Source organism: Corynebacterium suranareeae (genome assembly GCF_002355155.1).
Taxonomy (GTDB): Bacteria; Actinomycetota; Actinomycetes; order Mycobacteriales; family Mycobacteriaceae; genus Corynebacterium; species Corynebacterium suranareeae.
The window spans coordinates 730,130-751,925 of the sequence record NZ_AP017369.1 but is presented as its reverse complement, the minus strand read 5'-3'; the positions used below and the strand labels follow the sequence as shown (position 1 = coordinate 751,925).

Annotated in this window: 25 protein-coding genes; 11 read left to right on the top strand and 14 right to left on the bottom strand. The window is 52.1% G+C overall.

All coding sequences use genetic code 11. The features are described from left to right. Positions 1 to 67: 67 nt before the first annotated feature. The 8 genes from rpsD to secY form a co-directional block, all read right to left on the bottom strand. Positions 68 to 673 carry a 30S ribosomal protein S4 gene (gene rpsD / locus N24_RS03615; RefSeq protein ID WP_096454409.1) on the bottom strand — a complete coding sequence of 202 codons (606 nt, stop codon included), beginning with the start codon at positions 671 to 673 and terminating at the stop codon, positions 68 to 70. Between the two features lie 23 nt (positions 674 to 696). Next, entirely contained in the window at positions 697 to 1,101 is a 405-nt protein-coding gene (gene rpsK, locus N24_RS03610) for a 30S ribosomal protein S11 (protein ID WP_003854428.1), read from the bottom strand. A gap of 3 nt (positions 1,102 to 1,104) precedes the next feature. Beyond that, entirely contained in the window at positions 1,105 to 1,473 is a 369-nt protein-coding gene (gene rpsM / locus N24_RS03605) for a 30S ribosomal protein S13 (protein ID WP_096454407.1), read from the bottom strand. A 187-nt stretch (positions 1,474 to 1,660) separates the two neighbouring features. Then, a complete protein-coding gene (gene infA, locus N24_RS03600) occupies positions 1,661 to 1,879 on the bottom strand; it encodes a translation initiation factor IF-1 (RefSeq protein WP_003854422.1) in 219 nt (72 codons plus the stop codon). Positions 1,880 to 2,109: 230 nt separating this feature from the next. Further along, entirely contained in the window at positions 2,110 to 2,859 is a 750-nt protein-coding gene (locus N24_RS03595) for a L,D-transpeptidase (protein ID WP_096454405.1), read from the bottom strand. A gap of 868 nt (positions 2,860 to 3,727) precedes the next feature. Then, on the bottom strand, positions 3,728 to 4,522 hold the full coding sequence (gene map, locus N24_RS03590; protein WP_096454403.1) for a type I methionyl aminopeptidase: 795 nt from the start codon (positions 4,520 to 4,522) through the stop codon (positions 3,728 to 3,730). A 151-nt stretch (positions 4,523 to 4,673) separates the two neighbouring features. After that, a complete protein-coding gene (locus tag N24_RS03585; RefSeq protein WP_096454401.1) occupies positions 4,674 to 5,219 on the bottom strand; it encodes an adenylate kinase in 546 nt (181 codons plus the stop codon). Then, positions 5,219 to 6,541, bottom strand: a complete 1,323-nt coding sequence (gene secY / locus N24_RS03580) for a preprotein translocase subunit SecY (RefSeq protein ID WP_096454399.1) — start codon at positions 6,539 to 6,541, stop codon at positions 5,219 to 5,221. Before secY ends, N24_RS03585 begins: the two co-directional genes overlap by 1 nt. 394 nt (positions 6,542 to 6,935) lie before the next feature. Here secY and N24_RS03575 point away from each other — a divergent pair, with 394 nt between their 5' ends. The 10 genes from N24_RS03575 to N24_RS03530 all read left to right on the top strand — a co-directional run bounded on the left by N24_RS03575 (position 6,936) and on the right by N24_RS03530 (position 17,714). After that, positions 6,936 to 7,742, top strand: a complete 807-nt coding sequence (locus tag N24_RS03575) for an IclR family transcriptional regulator (protein WP_096454397.1) — start codon at positions 6,936 to 6,938, stop codon at positions 7,740 to 7,742. A 185-nt stretch (positions 7,743 to 7,927) separates the two neighbouring features. Then, positions 7,928 to 9,205 carry a cytochrome P450 gene (locus N24_RS03570; RefSeq protein WP_096454395.1) on the top strand — a complete coding sequence of 426 codons (1,278 nt, stop codon included), beginning with the start codon at positions 7,928 to 7,930 and terminating at the stop codon, positions 9,203 to 9,205. 25 nt (positions 9,206 to 9,230) lie between these two features. Next, on the top strand, positions 9,231 to 10,325 hold the full coding sequence (locus tag N24_RS03565) for a PEP/pyruvate-binding domain-containing protein (protein ID WP_096454392.1): 1,095 nt from the start codon (positions 9,231 to 9,233) through the stop codon (positions 10,323 to 10,325). Between the two features lie 48 nt (positions 10,326 to 10,373). Next, positions 10,374 to 12,302 carry a PEP-utilizing enzyme gene (locus N24_RS03560; RefSeq protein ID WP_096454390.1) on the top strand — a complete coding sequence of 643 codons (1,929 nt, stop codon included), beginning with the start codon at positions 10,374 to 10,376 and terminating at the stop codon, positions 12,300 to 12,302. Further along, a complete protein-coding gene (locus N24_RS03555) occupies positions 12,295 to 13,041 on the top strand; it encodes an SDR family NAD(P)-dependent oxidoreductase (protein ID WP_096454388.1) in 747 nt (248 codons plus the stop codon). Before N24_RS03560 ends, N24_RS03555 begins: the two co-directional genes overlap by 8 nt. A gap of 29 nt (positions 13,042 to 13,070) precedes the next feature. Further along, positions 13,071 to 13,391, top strand: coding sequence for a 2Fe-2S iron-sulfur cluster-binding protein (locus N24_RS03550; protein ID WP_096454386.1), 321 nt, complete (start codon positions 13,071 to 13,073; stop codon positions 13,389 to 13,391). A gap of 9 nt (positions 13,392 to 13,400) precedes the next feature. Next, entirely contained in the window at positions 13,401 to 14,669 is a 1,269-nt protein-coding gene (locus N24_RS03545) for an NAD(P)/FAD-dependent oxidoreductase (protein WP_096454384.1), read from the top strand. Further along, a complete protein-coding gene (locus tag N24_RS03540) occupies positions 14,666 to 15,403 on the top strand; it encodes an HD domain-containing protein (protein ID WP_096454382.1) in 738 nt (245 codons plus the stop codon). The genes N24_RS03545 and N24_RS03540 overlap by 4 nt, the downstream gene beginning before the upstream one ends. Beyond that, a complete protein-coding gene (locus tag N24_RS03535) occupies positions 15,400 to 16,893 on the top strand; it encodes an aldehyde dehydrogenase family protein (protein ID WP_096454380.1) in 1,494 nt (497 codons plus the stop codon). The genes N24_RS03540 and N24_RS03535 overlap by 4 nt, the downstream gene beginning before the upstream one ends. 362 nt (positions 16,894 to 17,255) lie before the next feature. Next, positions 17,256 to 17,714 (top strand): hypothetical protein, encoded by a 459-nt coding sequence (locus N24_RS03530; protein ID WP_096454378.1) that lies wholly within the window; start codon positions 17,256 to 17,258, stop codon positions 17,712 to 17,714. A 113-nt stretch (positions 17,715 to 17,827) separates the two neighbouring features. On the opposite strand, the gene rplO is transcribed toward N24_RS03530, so the two are convergent. Genes rplO through rpsH form a run of 6 tightly spaced genes read right to left on the bottom strand, consistent with a single transcriptional unit; the run spans position 17,828 to position 20,509 of the window. Next, complete coding sequence (rplO, locus tag N24_RS03525; protein ID WP_096454376.1) at positions 17,828 to 18,274, bottom strand: 50S ribosomal protein L15; 447 nt, start codon at positions 18,272 to 18,274, stop codon at positions 17,828 to 17,830. A 7-nt stretch (positions 18,275 to 18,281) separates the two neighbouring features. Continuing rightward, complete coding sequence (gene rpmD / locus N24_RS03520) at positions 18,282 to 18,467, bottom strand: 50S ribosomal protein L30 (protein ID WP_096454374.1); 186 nt, start codon at positions 18,465 to 18,467, stop codon at positions 18,282 to 18,284. A 3-nt stretch (positions 18,468 to 18,470) separates the two neighbouring features. After that, on the bottom strand, positions 18,471 to 19,106 hold the full coding sequence (gene rpsE / locus N24_RS03515) for a 30S ribosomal protein S5 (protein WP_003854347.1): 636 nt from the start codon (positions 19,104 to 19,106) through the stop codon (positions 18,471 to 18,473). A 40-nt stretch (positions 19,107 to 19,146) separates the two neighbouring features. Continuing rightward, positions 19,147 to 19,551, bottom strand: a complete 405-nt coding sequence (rplR, locus tag N24_RS03510) for a 50S ribosomal protein L18 (RefSeq protein WP_096454372.1) — start codon at positions 19,549 to 19,551, stop codon at positions 19,147 to 19,149. Between the two features lie 3 nt (positions 19,552 to 19,554). Next, positions 19,555 to 20,091, bottom strand: coding sequence for a 50S ribosomal protein L6 (rplF, locus tag N24_RS03505; protein WP_096454370.1), 537 nt, complete (start codon positions 20,089 to 20,091; stop codon positions 19,555 to 19,557). A gap of 19 nt (positions 20,092 to 20,110) precedes the next feature. Continuing rightward, positions 20,111 to 20,509: a 30S ribosomal protein S8 gene (gene rpsH / locus N24_RS03500; protein ID WP_096454368.1), complete on the bottom strand. Its 399-nt coding sequence runs from the start codon at positions 20,507 to 20,509 to the stop codon at positions 20,111 to 20,113. A 308-nt stretch (positions 20,510 to 20,817) separates the two neighbouring features. On the opposite strand from rpsH, the gene N24_RS03495 reads away from it, so the two are divergent. Continuing rightward, the gene (locus N24_RS03495; RefSeq protein ID WP_167382015.1) at positions 20,818 to 21,345 is read left to right on the top strand and encodes a GNAT family N-acetyltransferase; all 528 of its coding nucleotides are present in this window, start codon (positions 20,818 to 20,820) and stop codon (positions 21,343 to 21,345) included. Positions 21,346 to 21,796: the final 451 nt, after the last annotated feature.

The window sequence follows — 21,796 nt, the reverse complement described above, 5'->3', positions numbered from 1 at the left end:
CCATGAAGGATGTTTTTAAAAAATTCGGAAGATTCCTGTGCACCCGGGGCAGCCGGGTAAGCAGAAACTACTTCGAGTAAAGCTCGACGATGAGCTGCTCTTGTAGTGGGATGTCAATCTGTGCGCGCTCTGGGAGCTGGTGCACAAGAATGCGCAGGTTCTCAGGAACGACCTGGAGCCAAGCTGGTACGACTGCGTCGACCAAGTTGTCCTGAGCCTCTTCGAACCAGTTCATCTTCTGGGACTTCTCACGAACATTGATGATGTCGTACTGAGAAACGCGGAATGATGGAACGTCGATAGCCTTGCCGTTCACGGTGAAGTGACCGTGGGAAACAAGCTGACGAGCCTGACGACGGGTGCGTGCCAGACCTGCGCGGTAAACGACGTTGTCGAGGCGGGACTCAAGCAAGATAACCAGGTTGTCACCGGTCTTGCCTGGGCGACGGTTAGCCTCGGCGTAGTAACGACGGAACTGCTTTTCCATGACGCCGTAGATGAAACGAGCCTTCTGCTTCTCCTGGAGCTGCAGCAGGTACTCGGACTCCTTGATGCGTGCACGGCCAGCCTGTCCCGGAGGGTACGGACGGCGCTCGAACGCCATGTCTCCACCGATGAGGTCGACGCGCAGACGACGGGATTTACGGGTTGCTGGGCCGGTATAACGAGCCATTTTGTATTACCTTTCCTTCCCTATTAAACGCGACGACGCTTTGGTGGACGGCAGCCGTTGTGTGGCTGTGGGGTCACGTCGGAGATCGAACCGATCTCCAGGCCTGCAGCCTGGAGGGAACGGATAGCGGTCTCGCGGCCTGATCCTGGGCCCTTGACGAAAACGTCAACCTTCTTCATGCCGTGATCCATTGCCTTGCGGGCAGCGTTCTCTGCAGCCATCTGAGCAGCGAACGGAGTGGACTTACGGGAGCCCTTGAATCCGACGTGGCCAGAGGAAGCCCAAGAGATGACAGCACCGTTGGTATCAGTGATCGAAACGATGGTGTTGTTAAAGGTGGACTTGATGTAAGCGTTGCCGTTAGCAACGTTCTTTTTTACAACGCGACGGCCTGTGCGGCGCGCGTTAGTGCGTGCTTTTGGAGGCATTTTTTACTTCTTCTTTCCGGCGATCGTCTTCTTAGGACCCTTACGAGTACGCGCATTGGTCTTGGTACGCTGACCACGAACGGGCAGGCCACGACGGTGGCGGATGCCCTGGTAGCAACCGATTTCGATCTTGCGACGGATGTCAGCCTGTACCTGGCGGCGGAGGTCACCCTCGACCTTCCAGGTGCCTTCAATTACGTCACGAAGAGCAGAAAGCTGCTCATCGCTGAGGTTGTCGGTGCGCAGATCTGGGGAGATTCCAGTCTCCTCGAGAAGCTGCTTGGAACGGGCTGGGCCGATTCCGTAGATGTAGGTGAGAGCGACTTCCATACGCTTGTTGCGTGGGAGGTCAACACCAGCTAGACGTGCCATGTGGCAGTTACCTTTCCGGTTGTTGCGATGGTTTTCCCCATAATCGCCCCTGCCAAGCAATGCTTTCCCCGGACGGAAACCGGGAGGTGGATTGTGATTCGCAGGGCTTCAGCCATCGATGCCTGAAGGTGAGTCAGCCAGCCGGGATATCCCCGACCAGCCCTGATTTATGGAGGCTTTAAGCTTTTTACTTGTAGCGGTAAACGATGCGTCCACGAGTCAGATCGTAGGGCGACAGCTCTACAACGACGCGGTCCTCAGGAAGGATACGGATGTAGTGCTGGCGCATCTTTCCACTGATGTGGGCGAGTACCTTGTGTCCGTTGTCGAGCTCGACGCGGAACATTGCATTCGGTAGAGGCTCGACAATGCGACCCTCAACTTCAATAGCGCCTTCCTTAGCCATATCCTCCGCTTTTCCAGAACACTCCCAAACGGGATGTCTTAAGTTTTTCCACTTCAAAAATGGGGCAGTACATGAGATGTACACACACCATCGATATAGGCTACACGGTTTCCTCGCTCATATCAAACATGAAATAAATCACGCGAACCGGGGACCCAAAACACAATGAAATCGGGCCCTACCACCGATTCTTAATTCAGTGACAGCGCCCGCTTAAACGGCATCAGATTTTAGTAGATGTACACCATGTCGCCGATATCAACATTGTTGAAGTAGTAAATGGCATCCTGAGCGTTTAGTCGAACACAACCTGCAGAGGTTGTTGCCACATTACCCTGGTGGAATGCATGTCCATTGTTGGTGAAGTACATGGCATAAGGCATAGGCGCATTGTTGAACTCGTATGAGATCTCATCTTTAATTTTGCGGTTGATGTAGAAAGTACCGCGAGGGGTTTCCTGACCAATACCGCCAGAAGATACCGGAACCGCACCATAAGTGACCTGGCCATTATCCTGCAACCAGCTGCGTCCACCATCAATGTCAACACACACATCAGCGCTTGCAGGGCAAGAGCCACGATCAAAACGAGCTGCCTCTTCTGCTGCTGCGCGAGCTTGCTCAGCTTCACGTGCAGCAGCTGCTTCGTTTTCAGCCTGGATGCGTGCAGCCTCCTGCTCGGCTGCCATCTTCTCATCAACAAGGCCAGGGAACATACCGTTAATGGCATTATCAACAGCTGCTCGCACTGGAAGCGCTGCTGGGCCAACAGTAGCCAACTGATCCTGGATGCTGTTACGGGTTGCCCATGCACCTTCGCGGGCATCGTTTTGAATTTGGGAGCTAGTTGTTGCGAGATCCTGCGCCGAAGCAGTTGCTGGCACAGCGATCAGCGCGACAGAAGTTGCAGCTGCTGTAAGGATTGCAGCCGCGCCACGTTTAATGGACGCGCTGTATCGGATTCGAGAATTCTTCGCCATAACCAGAAGTATATAAGGCTGTTTTATGATTTTGATACTCGAAACGCAAAAGTTCTTTTCTCCGACTCCCCTGTTAACAGCCCACGCGTGGTTGCAAACCTTTGCTCAACTGGGCAACTTTTAGCCCCGCTGACATGGGAATCCGTGGCCAAAAGTTGTTTTTTATTTAGCTCCTCCAGTTTTACATCGACAACAGGGTGTATTGATGGGCTGGAAGCTGGGACTAAACGGCGACTTCTTAACAGGCGACTTCACGTAGTGCGATTTCCCTCGGCGCTACGCTGATTTCGGAGCGGTGTCGTCCGTTAAGAAGTTGAGTACGCGAAGTCGTTACCGTGAAGTCGCCCTATTGAACATCTGAAGCCTGTCGCCTTTAAGTTCGAGATCGCACATTCAATATCGCAAGCTCAATTTCTTACCTTCGAGACCGCTAGGAAAATCACTAAAAACCGCGGGAAATTGAGCTTAAGAAATTGAGTTCAAGGAATTGAGCACGAGAACTCGAAACCGTGAAATCGAACTTAAGAAATACCGGCGCTTATCACTTGTTTAAGGCCTCGAAGCTTTCCAATGATTGTTTGTATTACTCGGGTGTTTAAAGGCCTTGAGAGGCGATTTTAGAGGGGTACTTTTTCTGTCCCTTTTGAGCAGTTTTTCACCACACTTCACCTGGCGACCAAAAACTCTTATGCCCAGCAGGGTCTTGGTCACATATAACGGTTTGCAGGCCTTCAAACCAGCACTGGTGACCAAGGATCGTTAATCGACCTTTGGATTTGGTCAAATACGCTGGCTTCCAAACGTGCCCACAACCAAACCCCTAAAAACCGTCTAGATCGGCCACTAGTTGCACACAGAGGCCATGCTTTTAATAACGTGGGGTAAGGATTCGCGGGCCGCCCTTGGTTGCCGCAACGGTGTGCTCCCAGTGTGATGCCCAAGAACCATCAAGGGTGACAACAGTCCAATCATCTTCCAAAACCGCGGAATCCTCAGTGCCAAGGGTAAGCATCGGCTCGATGGCCAGTACGGAGCCTTCTTGGATCAACGGTCCTTTTCCTGCTTTTCCTTCATTAGCCAGGTACGGATCTTCATGCATGGTGCGGCCAATGCCATGTCCGCCATAACCATCCACAATGCCAAGTGCCACACCAAACTTGGACTCCGCCTTGCGCGTTGCCACTTCAAGTGCATGAGAAACGTCAGTCAAACGGTTTCCAGGAACCATGGCTTTCAGCCCCTCCATAAGAACCCATTCGGTAGCTAGATTTAGACCCTGTACATCTTCATCAAGTTCACCGATGCCAAAACTCCACGCGGAATCACCAACCCAACCATCAAAAGTGGCTCCGCAGTCAATCGACACGAGATCACCCTCCTCCAAAATTACTTCCTTGGAAGGGATACCGTGGACGATCACCTCATTGACTGATGCACACACCGAGGCTGGAAAACCTTGGTATCCCAAGAATGTCGGCACTGCACCTGCATCACGAATAACCTGCTCCGCGATCTGGTCGAGATCCCACGTGCTCATGCCAGCTTTAGCCTCAGCACGCACAGCTTGCAAAGCCTTGCCGACGATTTCCCCCGCCGCCTGCATCGCATCTAGCTCTGCAGGGGTCTTTGCCGCAATAACCTTCTTCTTTGAACGAAAACCCATACTCGTATTTCACTTTCTTAAATGCTAAAAAACAAAGGTGGCCGGTACTGCATTAAGCATGCAGTACCGGCCACCAAAAAGATACGTACTTCAAGCCACTGCTTGCTATCTACTCTTCATCGTAGATACCGCAGCAGCTGCGAAGAAATCTTTACTTACCCAATGCCTTAAGCGTACGAGCGTTGATTTCTTCGACTTCGCCTTCAGCCTCAATGTTGATGATCTTGTCACCGTAGTGATCAATCAGAGGTGCAGTCTCATCGCGGTAAACGCCAAGACGAGTGCGGATGGTCTCCTCGTTGTCATCAGCGCGGCCACGAGCCAACATGCGTTCAACAACAACATCTTCAGCAACCTGGTAGTTAACCACACCATCAAGGGTCTGTCCTGCTTCAGAAAGCAGGTTAGCCAAGATATCCGCCTGCTCAACAGTGCGTGGGAAACCATCCAAAAGGAAGCCCTGTGCAGCATCAGACTCAGCCAAGCGGGAAGCAACCATGCGTGCAGTCACGTCAGTTGGAACCAGCTTGCCGGCATCGATGTACTGCTTAGCCTCAACACCCAAAGGGGTGCCTTCGCCAATGTTGGCGCGGAAGAGGTCACCAGTAGAAATGTGAGGGATACCCAGCTTCTCAGAAAGAATAGCCGCTTGGGTGCCTTTACCAGCACCGGGAGGTCCGAGGAGTACGAGTCGCATTATTTTAGAAGTCCTTCGTAGTTACTTTGCAGAAGCTGGCTCTCAATCTGCTTCACTGTGGTCAGTGCAACAGAAACCAGAATCAAGATTGCGGTGCCACCGAATGGGGTTGCTCCGGCTGAACCGGCATCAACGCCTAGATCCAGCATAATGTTTGGCAACACAGCGATGACAGCCAGGTACAAGGAACCGACAAACAACAGACGGTTCATGACAAATCCAAGATACTGAGCAGTCGGGCGGCCTGGGCGAATACCCGGGATAAATCCACCGTACTTCTTCATGTTTTCGGCCTGCTCAGCTGGATCGTACTGAACAGAAACGTAGAAGTAAGAGAAGAAAATGGTCAGTGCAAAGTACAAAACAATGTACTGCCATGAAGAAGGAGTCTGCAGGTGTGCAATCACATTGCGCTGCCACCAGTTGTCAGACACTTCCAAGGAGCCAGAGTTAACGATCTGAGTGATCAGCACCGGCATGTAGATCAATGAGGATGCGAAGATAACTGGGATAACACCAGCCTGGTTGACCTTCAGCGGCAAATAGGTGGAGGAGCCACCGTACTGACGACGACCAACCATGCGCTTGGCGTACTGCACAGGAATACGACGCTGTCCCTGCTCCACGAACACAACACCGACCACGAGGACCAGCACGGAAACCAGTACCACTGCGAAGACAACGCCACCGGAGTTGCCCAGAATGTTCATACCATCGGTTGGAAGACGGGTAGCAATACCTGCGAAAATCAGCAGAGACATACCGTTGCCCACACCCTTTTCAGTGATGAGCTCACCCAGCCACATCACCAACACTGCACCAGCAGTCATGGTGAGAACCAAGATGATCAAATCAAAGAAGTTACGGTCAGCTGACAGCACACGAATACCTGCACCAAGAAGCTGCTCACGGTCCGCCAACGCGACGATGCCCGCAGACTGCAGCAACGCCAATGCCACCGTAAGGTACCTGGTGTACTGCATCATCTTGGCTTGGCCGGACTGACCTTCCTTCTTCAGCTGCTCAAAGTGTGGAATAACCACGGTGAGCAACTGCACGATGATCGAAGCCGTAATGTACGGCATGATGCCGATAGCAAAAATGGACAGCTGCAAAAGCGCTCCACCGGAAAACAGGTTAATCAGCGAATACACGCTTGACTGATCCTGAGTTAAGTCACGCAGACGACCGCTAATCGTTGCATAGTCAACTCCCGGGGAAGGGATCTGCGCACCGATGCGGTATAGAACGATCATTGCGATAGTGAAGAAAATCTTCTTACGCAGATCTGCGTCCTTAAATGCCTGAATAATGGCGGACACTTATCCTCCTGGCCTCCTCAGCACTTTCACCCGACAACTTTTACATAGTCGGGGCTGAAAGGTACCGGGAGATGTGTTCTTTAGATCCTGGTCCGATTACAAATCGGACACGATTGACTTGTCTACCCTACCAGCCTTTCCTACAGAACTGCACGCCAACTATCTTTTGTAATCTGTTTCATAGTCAAAATCAGCTACTTCCCTCCTCTCACTTACCTGGAGCTCACCAGAGTCTGTGAAACCTGCATTAGAAAGCACATTCCCTCGATACGCCGTGGAATTTACGGCCACAGGATCCAGCAATATAAGGTTATGCTGGCCAATTAGATAGTGCCCTAACTTTTTACACTCATGTATTTAAACCTCAAAAAGGTTTTCTAAGGAGCGCAGACAGATGGCAGGTGGAAATCGTGAACCCGGGCGGACAGTTACCTCCAAAGTAATCGCCGTTTTGGGGGCATTCGAGCACACCATGCGCCCACTTGGCGTTACCGAAATTGCCGAAATTGCGGATCTACCACCCAGCACCACCCACCGATTAGTTTCCGAACTAACCGAAGGCGGGCTGCTGTCCAAGAAATCAGATGGTCGATACCAATTGGGGTTACGCATCTGGGAACTTGCCCAAAATACCGGACGGCAGTTGCGTGACACAGCACGTCCATTTATTCAGGAGCTCTACTCCCTCACTTCGGAGACTGCACAACTCGTGGTCCGGGATAAAGATGAGGCACTTTTGATCGACCGTGCGTATGGAACAAAGAAGATTCCACGCTCCGCTCGAGTTGGTGGTCGCCTGCCTTTAAATTCCACTGCAGTCGGAAAAATTCTCCTCGCATTTGATGAACCATGGGTCAGACACTCTTACCTCAAGCTGCCGCTCAACGCTTCCACACCTAAGACAATTGTGGATCCAGAGATTCTGGCATTACAACTGAAACACATTCATTCGCAGGGTTTTGCCATTACCCATGACGAACAAAGAATTGGCGGCGCATCGATCGCAGTACCGGTGTGGCATACCGGCAAACTAGGAGCAGCGATTGGACTGGTGGTTCCTACCGCGCAGGCAGCAAACCTTGAACGCTACCTCCCGATCCTCCAGGCCACCAGCCAGAGAATCACAAAAGCTACAGCACTCATTCCTTTGGACACGCTTTTAGCTTCACACAAAAATACTGGACGGAAAGGCGATACCTGAAGCCGCCCTCCACCTGCATAAACCTAAATTGATTCCACTCAGTGGAATCAGAATTCGTATCAACGTCTCATCTTGACGACACTTTGAATCACACCTAAAAGTGACTGCCATCACGAATCATTAAGAAACGTGATTCAAGTTTCACAATGTTTGGCTTCGGCCACACAACAGTGACAGGAGATGAGATGACTTCCCAACAAACCAGCCCCACCAGTGGTTGCCCCTTCGGGCACACATCCGAAGCTCCAAGCCATCACGGCTACGAGCCTTTCGATATGCACAACCCATTTCCTGCGTATCAAGAACTTCGCAAAGAAGAGCCAGTGATGTTTGATGAACGGATCGGCTATTGGGTGGTAACCAAGTACGACGATATTAAAGCCACCTTTGATGACTGGGAAACCTTCTCCTCTGAAAACGCCCAAGCTCCCGTTCGAAAGCGCGGACCTCAGGCAACCAAAATCATGAACGATGGTGGTTTCACCGCCTACTCCGGACTATCGGCGAGAATTCCACCCGAGCACACCCGCATCCGTGCCATCGCCCAGAAGGCATTCACACCACGTCGCTACAAAGCACTCGAGCCTGACATCCGAGCCATGGTGGTTGATCGTGTGGAAAAAATGTTGGCACATGACCAACCGGTAGGCGATATGGTGTCAGATCTTGCCTACGATATTCCAACCATCACGATTCTCACCCTCATTGGCGCAGATATTTCCATGGTTGACACCTACAAGCGTTGGTCAGATTCTCGTGCAGCAATGACATGGGGTGATCTCAGTGATGAGGAACAGATCCCCCACGCGCACAATTTGGTTGAGTACTGGCAGGAATGCCAACGCATGGTGGCTGATGCCCATGCACATGGTGGCGACAACCTCACTGCTGATCTGGTGCGTGCACAGCAAGAAGGCCAAGAAATTACCGATCATGAGATTGCGTCATTGCTGTATTCGCTGTTGTTTGCAGGGCATGAAACAACTACAACTCTGATTTCTAATTGCTTTCGAGTCCTACTTGATCATCCAGCGCAGTGGGAAGCCATTCTTGAAAATCCAAAGCTGATTCCTGCAGCAGTTGATGAGGTCTTGCGTTACTCCGGGTCGATCGTGGGGTGGCGTCGAAAAGCATTAAAAGACACCGAGATCGGCGGCGTTGCCATTAAGGAAGGCGATGGTGTGCTTCTGCTTATGGGTTCCGCGAACCGCGATGAAGCGCGCTTTGAAAACGGCGAAGAATTCGACATCAGTCGCGCTAATGCCCGCGAGCACCTGTCTTTTGGTTTCGGCATCCACTATTGCCTGGGCAATATGCTGGCCAAACTTCAAGCAAAAATCTGCCTCGAGGAAGTCACCAGACTTGTGCCTTCTTTGCAATTGACGGCGGAGACACCAATTAGTTTCCGGGAAAACCTCTCCTTCCGCGTCCCCACTTCAGTGCCCGTGACCTGGAATGCCTAACACCTTTATTCAATAAGGAAAGACCATGACCAACAGTTTGAATATTCCCTTTGTCCAACGCTTTGATGAAGGTCTGGATCCCGTTCTAGAAGTACTCGGCGGTAAAGGTGCATCACTAGTTTCGATGACTGATGCTGGAATGCCTGTCCCACCTGGATTTGTGGTTACCACCGCAAGCTTCGATGAATTCATCCGTGAAGCTGGCGTTGCGGAGCACATCGAGAAGTTTCTCACCGATCTAGATGCCGAAGATATCAAGGAAGTTGATCGAGTATCCGCGATCATCCGCGATGAACTGTGCAGCCTTGAAGTTCCAGAAAATGCTCGCCGTGCAGTACACCAGGCATATCGCGAACTCATGGAACGCTGCGGCGGCGATGTCCCAGTCGCTGTCAGATCTTCTGCTACTGCTGAAGATTTGCCTGATGCGTCCTTCGCTGGGCAACAAGACACCTACTTGTGGCAGGTTGGCTTAAATGCTGTGACAGAACACATCCGCAAATGCTGGGCATCGCTGTTTACCTCCCGAGCCATTATTTACCGCCTGAAAAACAACATCCCCAATGAAGGGCTCTCCATGGCGGTGGTGGTGCAAAAGATGGTTAATTCCCGTGTTGCTGGCGTAGCCATCACCATGAATCCTTCCAACGGAGATCGCTCAAAAATCACCATCGATTCCTCATGGGGTGTTGGTGAAATGGTGGTTTCTGGTGAAGTAACTCCGGACAATATTTTGCTGGACAAGATCACGCTGCAGGTTGTTTCTGAACACATCGGAAGCAAGCATGCTGAACTCATCCCCGATGCCACCAGTGGAAGCCTTGTAGAAAAGCCCGTTGAGCAAGAACGCGCAGATCGCCGCAGTCTGACAGATGAAGAAATGCTCGCAGTAGCACAGATGGCCAAGCGTGCAGAAAAACACTACAAGTGCCCGCAAGACATCGAATGGGCATTGGATGCCGATCTTCCAGATGGAGAAAATCTTCTGCTTTTGCAATCTCGCCCAGAGACCATCCATTCCAACGGTGTGAAAAAGGAAACCCCTACTCCGCAGGCTGCCAACACTACAGGCAGTTTCGATTTCAGCTCAATCACCGCCGCAATGACCGGCACAAAGTAAAACCACCGCATCTTTTCGTCGAAAAGCATTTTTTAAAGGAGTTTGACCATGGCTAATAAATCTTTCCCCAAACCGTCTGATCTTCCCGTGCCTCAAGGCGCGGAAGGTTGGGAAGATCTCTACCCCTACTACCTCGTTTTCCAAGACAAACTCATGGATAAGGAAAATGAGAAATTCTGGTTCTGCGATTCACAGCACTGGCCAACAGTATTTAAGCCTTTTGAGACCATCGGTGGTGAATTCGCCGTGAAGTGTCTTGGACAATACAACGCGAGGCATTTGATGATTCCGAATGCCAACGGCATCGAGTTCCGCGTGCACCTGGGATACCTCTATATGTCCCCCATCCCCGTGCCTGAAGACCAGATTGCGGAACGTGTCCCGATGTTCCAGGAACGCATCACGCACTACTTCCAAAACTGGGAACCTATGCTGGAAAATTGGAAGCAGCGAGTACTGGGCACCATTAATGAGCTGGAGTCTTTGGAATTTAAGCCACTGCCGGAGTACGTGCCCATCGACGATATCATTTCCGGCAAAGCTAAAGATGGCACTGAAGTGCTCATGGAGAACTTTGATCGGCTCATCCAACTTGCCTACCAAAACTGGCAATACCACTTTGAGTTCCTCAACCTGGGCTACATCGCATACTTGGATTTCTTTAATTACTGCAAAGAAGTCTTCCCAGACATCCCTGATCAATCCATTTCCATGATGGTCCAGGGCGTGGATATGGAACTATTCCGCCCTGATGATGAGCTAAAAACTTTGGCGCAACTAGCCGTCGATCTTGGTCTTCAAACTCACTTTGCCAATCCGGATGATCCGCAAGCTACTTTGAAATCCATCGCTGAGGCAGAAGGTGGTGCAACGTGGATCGCGCGTTGGGAAGAAGCACAAGACCCATGGTTCAACTTCACGGTAGGAAATGGATTCTACGGGCACGATAAATACTGGATCGAGCACCTTGAGCTTCCTTTGGGCTACATCGCTGACTACATCCGTCGCCTTGATGAAGGCCAGACTATTGCCCGGCCAAAAGAAGAACTCATCGCAGAAAAGCAGCGAGTGGTCGAAGAATACCGCGACCTTTTAGATGGTGAACAACTCGCACAATTTGATGCCAAATGCGGGCTGGCTGCTACCGCATACCCCTATGTGGAAAACCACAACTTCTACATCGAGCATTGGACCATGTCAGTATTTTGGCGCAAGGTCCGTGAGCTCTCTCGTACTCTCCAAGGCTACGGCTTTTGGGAAGAAGAAGATGACATGCTGTACCTAAACCGCACTGAAGTCCGCGATGTCCTCTTCGACCTGGCTACTGCATGGGGTGTGGGCGCACCAGAAGGCCCAATTGGCACGATTATTTGGCCAGAAGAAATCGAGCGCAGAAAAGCCATTGTCACTGCGTTGAAAACTGCCAGGCCAGCCCCAGCTTTAAACACTCCACCGGAGTCCATCACCGAACCTTTCACCCGCATGCTGTGGGGAATTACTACCGAACAGGTGCAATCCTGGTTGGGTAATGATGAGGATGCCGAAGAAGGAACGCTCAAAGGCATGGCTGCTTCCCCTGGTGTGGTGGAAGGCTACGCACGAGTGATCCTCAGCGCCGATGATCTTTCAGACATTCAGCAAGATGAAATCCTGGTAGCCCCTGTCACCGCACCGTCCTGGGGTCCGATCTTTGGAAAAATCAAAGCAACCGTCACCGATATCGGTGGCATGATGAGCCACGCTGCAATCGTGTGCCGCGAATATGGCTTGCCAGCTGTGACAGGAACCGGTGCTGCGTCCACCACCATCAAAACTGGCGATTACCTCAAGGTCGACGGAACCAAGGGCAAGGTTGTCATTGTCAACCAAGATGCGGATACTCGACGCATCGCAGGACCCGGCGCGCATAGCCATTCCCATCAGCACGGGGCGCACACACACGGGGTGCACACACACGGGGTGGACGCCCATGCATAGCCCACGCACTGTTCTTATCACTGGTGCCGCAGGTGGTTTGGGTCGAGCTTTTGCTGAAGGTTTCGCCGCGAAAGGTGACCGGATCGCGGTGGCGGATATCAATCTGGATGGGGCGCAGGAAACCGTCGACAAGCTTAAAGCTCAAGGCGCAGACGCCGCAGCCTTTGAAGTAGACGTCACGTCTTTGGAATCCACCGAAGCACTAGCCGCGGGTGCCGCTGAGTTTGGCGGTGGCCAGATCGATGTCCTTGTGAATAATGCAGCGGTGTATGCGACGGTGACTCGTTCACCTTTCGAAGATATTGATCCCGCTGAGTGGGATTTGGTCATGGGCGTCAATCTCAAAGGCCCGTGGTTGGTTACTCGTTGCTTAAGCCCGTTTTTGTCTGATAATGCCCGCGTGGTCAATCTTTCCAGCGCGACTGTGTTTTCAGGATCTGCGCATTGGGCGCACTATGTGGCCTCTAAAGGTGGGGTTATTGCCTTGACCAGGGTGTTGGCTAAAGAGCTAGGCGGTCGTGGCATCACGGTCAATGCGGTTGCACCTGGGTTTACGTTGACCGAAGCCAGTTTGGGGCTGATGGATAACGCGGAAACCTATGGCGTTGACCGCGGGTCAATCAAGCGTGCAAGTAAGCCGCAAGACATCGTCGGTGCCACCTTGTTCCTTGCATCCCCAGAGGCTGAATACATCACTGGGCAAACGCTCATCGTTGATGGCGGCCGACAGTTTATCTAAATACTGAGAAATTTTTTTAGGAGAAGATCATGTCCACTATTCATTTCATTGATCATTCAGGTGACACTCGCACCATTGACGCAACTGTTGGTGATTCAGTGATGGAAACTGCTGTCCGCAACGGCGTTCCTGGCATTGTTGCTGAATGCGGTGGCTCTTTGTCGTGTGCAACCTGCCATGTGTTTGTTGACCCCGAACAATACGATGCTCTTCCTCCGATGGAGGAGATGGAAGATGAGATGCTGTGGGGTGCAGCCGTTGACCGCGAGGAGTGCTCTCGCCTGTCCTGCCAGATCAAGGTCACAGAAGACATGGATCTTTCAGTGACCACACCAGAAACACAAGTGTGAGGTTACGCCATGAATACTTCCACTGAAACTGGGATTTTGATCATCGGCGCGAATCAAGCCGGTGTGCAGCTGGCGATTTCCCTGCGTGCCATGGGTTTTACCGAGTCGATCACTTTGTTGGGTGAGGAAGACCACCGCCCTTACCAGCGCCCCGCGTTGTCCAAGGAGTTTCTCCAGGGCACGATCGACAAAGAGCGCCTGATTTTCCGCTCCAACGAATACTGGGAAGAAAACAATATTCAGCTGGTCAAGGGCGTGCGCATCGAGCACATTGAAAAGAACAAGGACGGTTCAGGGGTCGCCTACGGCGCCGGAAAAGAGTTTGCTTTTCGACGCCTCGCCCTAGCGGTTGGTGCCCGCCCTCGCCGCCTCGACCTCCCGGGCGCCGACTTGGAGGGTGTCACCTACCTGCGTAATGCAGACGACGCCCTAGCACTTAAGGCAATGATTGGTTCTGTCACCGATGCCGTTGTAATCGGTGGTGGCTTCATCGGATTGGAAGCTGCCTGTTCACTTCATGACCTCGGCAAAAACGTCACAGTTTTGGAATATGGTCCACGGCTGATTGGGCGTGCCGTAGGTGAAGAAACCGCGTCATTCTTCCTCGAGCAACACCGTTCCCGTGGCGTAAATATTGTGCTTAATGCCCGGATGAAACAATTTGTGAGCGATGATGGAAAGCTCAGCGGCGTTGAGCTAGAGGATGGCACAGTCATTCCAGCTCAGCTAGTAATCGTAGGCATTGGTGTCATTCCAAACACAGAGCTCGCTTCAGATCTGGGACTGGAAATCAACAACGGCATCGTGGTGGATAAACATGCCATCGCTTCAGATGGCACCACCATCGCAATTGGTGATGTCGCGAACATTCCCAACCCAATCCCTGGATCCCCCGCTGATGAACGCATCCGCCTCGAAAGCGTCAACAACGCCATCGAGCATGCAAAGATTGCTGCATATTCACTAGTTGGCCAACCAGAAGCCTACGCCGGAATCCCCTGGTTTTGGTCCAATCAAGGAGATCTGAAACTACAAATCGCCGGACTCACCGTGGGTTATGACACCACAGTAATCCGCCAAGATCTAGAGAAGAAGAAATTCTCGGTTCTCTATTACAGAGACGGCCAAATCATTGCCGCCGATTGTGTCAACGCCCCACTCGATTTCATGGCAGTACGCAGTGCACTTTCCAAAAACCAAAACATCCCCGCCGAGCTTGCTGCCGATATCTCGCAGCCGTTGAAGAAACTCGCTGTTGACCTGGAGGTAACCCAATGACTCGAAGTAATCTTCCCGCTTGGGAGCAAGCGGACCCCAGTGTCCACGCCTCTGATCCACGCGCCGTTGCTTTTGCTGAAGATTTTGGTATCCGCCCTATTCCCTCTACAGGTCCGATTGATACCTCCACTATTTGTGCATCACCTTCAGCAGGGTTTGAACAATTATGGAAAGCAATAGAGCCTGAAACCCGCACCCGTGCAAACGACGTACATCTTCCCATCGTCGCCGCCTACGCTGAGCGTTTATGCGATGCCTATCCTTTAGCAAACAGAGAATTAGTTCTCGTAGCCGCAATCCTCCACGACACTGGCTGGGCTCATGTTGACGAAAGCCGAATCATCTCCGAAGGCTTCTCCGGAAACTGGCGCAAAGCCGCAATCCGATTCGAACACGAATCAGAAGGCTGCATCGTTGCCCGCAGAGTACTCCCCTCACTCGGATACTCCTCCGAATTTATTGAACAAGTCTGCGACATCATCGACGGACACGACACCCGCCAAGTCGCCTATTCCCTAGAAGACGCCCTCGTGCGCGATTGCGACCGCCTCTGGCGATTCGATCGCGCCGGGATTATGGCTTCTAGCTCCTGGTTCGGGATGCCAGTATCCGACTATGTCGACCGCCTTCACAGGGAAATCCTCCCAGAATTAATCACCGAAGCTGCGTACCGCATGGCCACAGCAGATCTAAACCGTGCGAAGGCTTTATTAAGAACGGACGCAATCCGATGAATGCTTTAACTAAACGTGCTGCCCTCCGCCTCCCCTACACCCATGTTGATGATTTCTACATCAACGGCACCTGGGTGAAAGCAGAAGGAACCAAACGCAACGTTGTTGTAGATCCAGCAGTTGGACAAGAATGGGGATCTGTTCCAGAAGCAACCGAAGCTGAATTGGACACAGCGGTTAATGCTGCGCGAACAGCCCTTCAATCTTGGGGTGCACTTACAGGTGCGCAACGAGCTGAGTATCTCCTTAAAATCGCAACGGAAATTGAATCCCGCTCCGAAGCCCTAGCACTGACCAATACTCGTGAAAACGGCTCGCCCAGCTCCGAGACCCGCGGTGCTGCATCCAATGCCGCAGGAATCTTCCGATACTTTGCCACACTCGCACCTTGGCTAGATGGCGAAGACATCCGTCCATTCCCCGCCGGTGGTGCCGAATCCATTGTGGACAAAGATCCCATCGGTGTCTGCGCATTAATTGCCCCATGGAATTTCCCAATCAACCTCGTTGTCATCAAACTGGCACCAGCACTTCTTGCAGGCTGTACCACCATTATCAAACCAGCTTCCCCCACTCCGCTATCGATCCGTTTCATCATCGAAGCCATCGAAGCCGCCGGAGTTCCAGCAGGTGTCGTCAATCTACTCACTGGTTCGGGACGCTTCGGCGATGCCCTTGTTCGTCACCCTGGCATAGACAAAGTAGCCTTCACAGGATCCACACCCGTTGGAAAGAAGATCGCCGCTGCCTGTGGAGAACTCCTCCGACCAGTGACGTTAGAACTCGGCGGAAAATCCTCCGCAATAATCCTCCCCGACGCCGATATGTCAGTACTTTCTGCTCGTTTGATTCGATCCTGCATGCGCAATACTGGCCAAACCTGCTATATCAGCACCCGCATCATTGCGCCCAGCTCACGCTACGAAGAAGTCGTGCACACGGTAGCAAGCACCATCGCTGCAGGTACACAAGGTGATCCTTATGATGAAGCAACGGTTTTCGGTCCAGTTGCCAGCGCTTCCCAATACTCAACCGTCATGTCCTATATCGAATCTGCACGACAAGAAGGCGCAAGAGTTGTTACAGGCGGAGCACGATCAACCGAACTTTCAGAAGGGTTAGAGTCAGGCGAATTTATCCAACCAACCGTGTTTGCCGATGTCACCCCAGACATGCGAATTTCACGCGAAGAAATCTTCGGCCCCGTAATTTCCATCCTGAAATACGACGACACAGAAGGTGTTTCAGAAGCAATCGAATTAGCCAACAATACTGAATTTGGACTCGGCGGCCTAGTGTTTGGTGCAGATGAGAACCAAGCACTTAAAGTCGCCCGACAAATTGATTCCGGTTCCGTAGGCATCAACTTCTTCGGATCCAACCACTCCGCACCTTTTGGAGGACGCCACGAATCCGGCATGGGAGTGGAATACGGCATCGAAGGACTCAGTGCCTACCTGACGTACAAGAGTATTCACCGAACCATCTAGCTTTGTGGAAAAACACCCGCCACGCTCGCCACGTTGAAATGTGGCGGGTGTTTTTGGCTTTAAGAGACGCGGTTATCGCGCCCCTTAAAGCCCCAAAAAGTTAACCTTGGATGTACTCGCTTATTAAAAGACTCAAGACACTTCGGGCCTATATATCAAGCTTCGCTGCTGTTAAGGACTTGCTCAGACAGTGCGCAACCTCGAGGTTATTTTTGCTAGCACTGTTCGCGTGACCAGCATATTCAAATAAACCGCTATCATGAAACCCAATTCACTTCCTGCGTATCAAAAGGAAAACATGAAAAGGCGCTGTTGCTCCAGCAATGGCTTAGTATAGCTATCCCAGCATTGGACCTACGGTTATGACCTACAGAGCAGATTATGAACTTGACTTAGAAAAAGTAGTTTTGCGTATGTCACAGATGTTTGAAGATCTAATACCGTCGGAAAATGCCTTTGACTACCACGACAAAACAACATGGCCTACCTTGACTATGGCGGCTACATGGGTGCAGGAGGATTGTCTCCTAGTTGTATTTAGGGTTGAAGAAAGCAGAGGGGAAACATTCGTGGGCTATTTTTCTCAGATCTCCCCTACCTATATTCCTGACAACATCGAATTTGGTTCAGTACAACTGATGTGGTCTGACTGGATTGCAGGTGATTGGTTTATAGAGAAGATCGATCTAAATGCTCCACAAAAGATACATTGGAGAAATGCATTCGATGAGCTTAGGACACCGGAGGATGTAACCGAATTATTGGATTACGCCGCCGAGATCCCAATGTGGTTGAACCCCGACATTAAAAGGTGGATGTAGTCAGCTGCCAGTTTGATAACATTCCAAAAGTTCCACTAGAAGTCCCCTACAAACAAGTTTGACCCCCAAGGTTTCCCTTGGGGGTCAAACTAATTTTTAAGTTCTAAGAGAACTTATGCCACGGTGACGGAGCCGCCAGCGGCTTCGATCTTTTCCTTGGCAGAGCCGGAGAACTTGTTAGCGGTGACGTTCAGCTTGACGCTGATGTCGCCGTTGCCAAGAACCTTAACCAGTTCGTTCTTGCGGACAAGTCCTGCTGCAACGATGTCAGCTACAGTGACGTCGCCGCCCTGTGGGAACTTCTCTGCAAGATCTGCAACGTTAACTACCTGGTAGTCAACCTTGTTAGGGTTCTTGAAGCCCTTCAACTTAGGAAGACGCATCTGCAGTGGCATCTGGCCACCTTCGAATGCTGCAGAGACCTGCTTGCGTGCCTTGGTACCCTTGGTACCGCGACCTGCAGTCTTACCCTTGGATGCTTCGCCTCGACCAACGCGGGTCTTAGCCTTGTTTGAGCCCGGTGCTGGGCGCAAATCGTGGAGCTTAATTGGTTCGCTCATTTGTTACCTACTCCCCCGCCACTTCTTCGACGACGATCAGGTGGCGAACAGCCTGGACCATGCCACGAACCTCTGGGGTGTCGGGACGGACCACGGACTGGCGGATTCGCTTTAGACCGAGGGAACGAAGATTGTCGCGATGCTTGGGCTTGGTGCCCACAGTGCCTTTGATCTGAGTAATCTTCAGCGCCATTTCTTACGCCTCCTGACCTGCGCGTGCACGCAGAATACGTGCTGGGGCGACCTCTTCGATGGTCTTGCCACGGCGGGCTGCAACCTCTTCAGGGCGGACCAGCTGCTTCAGGCCATCCACAGTTGCGTGGACGACGTTGATAGCGTTGTCAGAACCAAGGGACTTGGACAGGATGTCCTGGATACCAGCGCACTCAAGCACTGGACGAGCTGCGCCACCAGCGATAACGCCGGTACCTGGAGCAGCTGGCTTCAGCATAACGATGCCGGCTGCCTTCTCGCCCTGAACTGGGTGGGTGATGGTGCCGTTGACCATTGGGACGCGGAAGAAGTTCTTGCGAGCCTCTTCTGCACCCTTTTGGATAGCGGCAGGGACTTCCTTGGCCTTGCCGTAACCGACACCGACCATTCCCTTGCCGTCGCCAACGATGACAAGTGCGGTGAAGCTGAAGCGACGACCACCCTTGACTACCTTGGAAACGCGGTTGATGGTGACTACGCGCTCGATGTACTGTGAGCGCTCGTCCTGCTGCTGATTGCGACGGTCATCGCGGCGGCCTCCGCCACGACGCTCGTTGCGATCGTTTTGCTTGTTGTCGTCGGCGGAGCGTCCGCCGTCACGCCGTTCACGTCCCGGCATTACGCAATCCTTCCGTTGATGTTCTTGGAAATGGTCATCATTAGAATTTCAGACCACCTTCACGAGCGGCGTCAGCAAGAGCTGCAACGCGGCCGTGGTACTTGTAACCAGCGCGGTCGAAGACGACCTGCTCGATACCAGCTGCCTTAGCGCGCTCGGCGATCAGCTGACCGACCTTTGCGCCCTTAGCCTTCTTGTCGCCTTCGGTTGCGCGAACTTCAGCTTCGATGGAAGATGCAGCTGCCAGGGTGTGGCCTGCGATGTCATCGATGATCTGAACGTGCATGTGGCGAGAAGAGCGGTGGACAACCAAACGTGGAGCCTCTGGGGTGCCACGCAGGTTCTTGCGGATGCGGAAGTGGCGGCGTGCACGGGCAACGCGACGACGAGTCGCGATGTCCTTGCCAACGGAAACGCGCTTCTGCTTGTTTTCAGTGTTGCTCATTGCTTACTTACCCGTCTTTCCGACCTTGCGGCGGATCTGCTCACCCTCGTAGCGGATGCCCTTACCCTTGTAAGGATCGTCCTTACGCAGGCGGCGGATCACTGCTGCGACCTGTCCAACCTTCTGCTTGTCGATGCCAGAAACTGAAAGCTTGGTGTTGCCATCAACTGCGAAAGTGATGCCTTCAGAAGCTTCAATCAGAACTGGGTGTGAGTAGCCGAGGGAGAACTCGAGGTCCTTGCCCTTCAGCGCTACACGGTAACCGACACCGAAGATTTCCATCTTGATGGTGTAGCCCTCGGTGACGCCAACTACCAGGTTGTTAACCAGGGAGCGGGACAGTCCGTGGAGGGAACGGCTCGTGCGGTGATCATCCGGGCGGGTGACAACAATCTGTCCGTCTTCGACTGCAACGGAGATTGGCTCAGGAACGTTAACGTTCAGGGTTCCCTTAGGGCCCTTGACCTCAACGAACTGTCCATCGATCTTGGTTTCGACACCGGATGGGATGGTGATCGGTTCTTTTCCGATACGTGACATATTTAGTCAATCCTCCCTATTACCAGACGTAGGCGAGGACTTCTCCGCCTACGCCCTTCTCGGTAGCCTGACGGTCGGTCAGGAGGCCCTGTGACGTGGAGATGATAGCCACGCCCAGGCCGCCCAGAACCTGTGGCAGATTGGTGGACTTAGCGTATACACGCAGACCTGGCTTGGAAACGCGGCGCAGACCAGCGATGGAGCGCTCACGGGTGTTGCTGTACTTCAGCTCGAGGGTCAGGGTCTTTCCAACCTTGGAGTCCTCGACGGTGTAGTTAGCAATGTAGCCTTCTTGCTTCAAGATCTCGGCGATGTTTGCCTTGATCTTTGAAGATGGCATGGACACGGTGTCATGGTGCGCATTGCTAGCATTGCGCACGCGCGACAGCATGTCGGCGATTGGATCAGTCATTGTCATTAGAGACGACCTGATGCCTTTCTCGTTGGGGTTCCCTTCCCACCTTGGACGTTAACCGTGTGTTTTCTGGCCACTCAACGCTCCCCGAACTCAATAGTCGGTTTGCTCGCTGCCATTTCCCACACGGATCGCCATTCATGGCGGGGGGCCTACAACAAAGTAGGTGTTTACGTTTACATGGATCTTTAAAACACCGTTGTGCTCTATAGAGTTTTCTGGTGCAAAGTCCAAACGGACAGAGTACAGCACTACACCGCAAAACACAATCCCTTAGCGCAGGCCCAGGTTAGCGTTGCTAACCTGGGCTGATGTACAAACTAACCGCGCCTATTAACTCTGGTTATCACATGTGGAAAGCCACCTTGGAAGAATTCGGCGATGGCCCCATTGACGGTTCGGGTTATTTTGAAAACCACCCACCTATTGACCTTTCCCAAGATGGATTTCTTCACTACTTAAACGATCGCGCTGCGGCAGCCGACCCAGCTGTTCCACCACCAGAAAACTTCGTGCACTGTACTTATTATTGGATCCTTAATGATGACGATGTTCTGGTCGGCTTTTTAGCATTGCGGCACACCCTTAACCAACATCTCCTCGAAGTGGGCGGACATATTGGTTACAGCGTTCGACCATCGGCACGCCAAAAAGGTGCTGCCACTGCAGCGTTGAAACTTGGAGTCCAAGAAGCACGAGCCATGGGTATAGACAAGGTTTTGGTGTGCGTTAAAGAAGATAACGTGGCATCCAGAACAGTCATCGAGCGTTGCGGCGGCATCTTCGAATCAACAATCCGAGGATTACGTCGCTATTGGATTAACACCATTCACGCCTGACCGACACAACCGTCACATAAGACCCAATACATAGGGCGATCAAAGATCCTTGGTCGCCAGGTCAAATAATGAAGCCTGGAAAACATCGCAGAAGACCAAACCCAGGTCCACCAGAAGCTTCCTTGGTCGTCAGATGAAGTGCGGTGAGAAACTGCTCAAAGGGCCCAGAAAAAGTGAGCCTCTAAAATCGCCTCTCACGGTCTTTAAGCCCTCAAGTGATACAAACACCCATCGGAAAAATTCAACGTCTTAAACAAACGATAAACGCCTTGGTGTCTTAAGTTCGATTTCACGGTACCGAGTTCGCAACAGCAATATCACAAGCTCAATTTCGTGCCGTTTTTGGTGATTTTCCTAGCGGTATCGAACTTAAGAAATTGGAGGTGCGGTCTCGAACTTAAAGCGGGCCACTTCAACCAGCGGCTGCAAAAATACTACAGTACGACTTCTC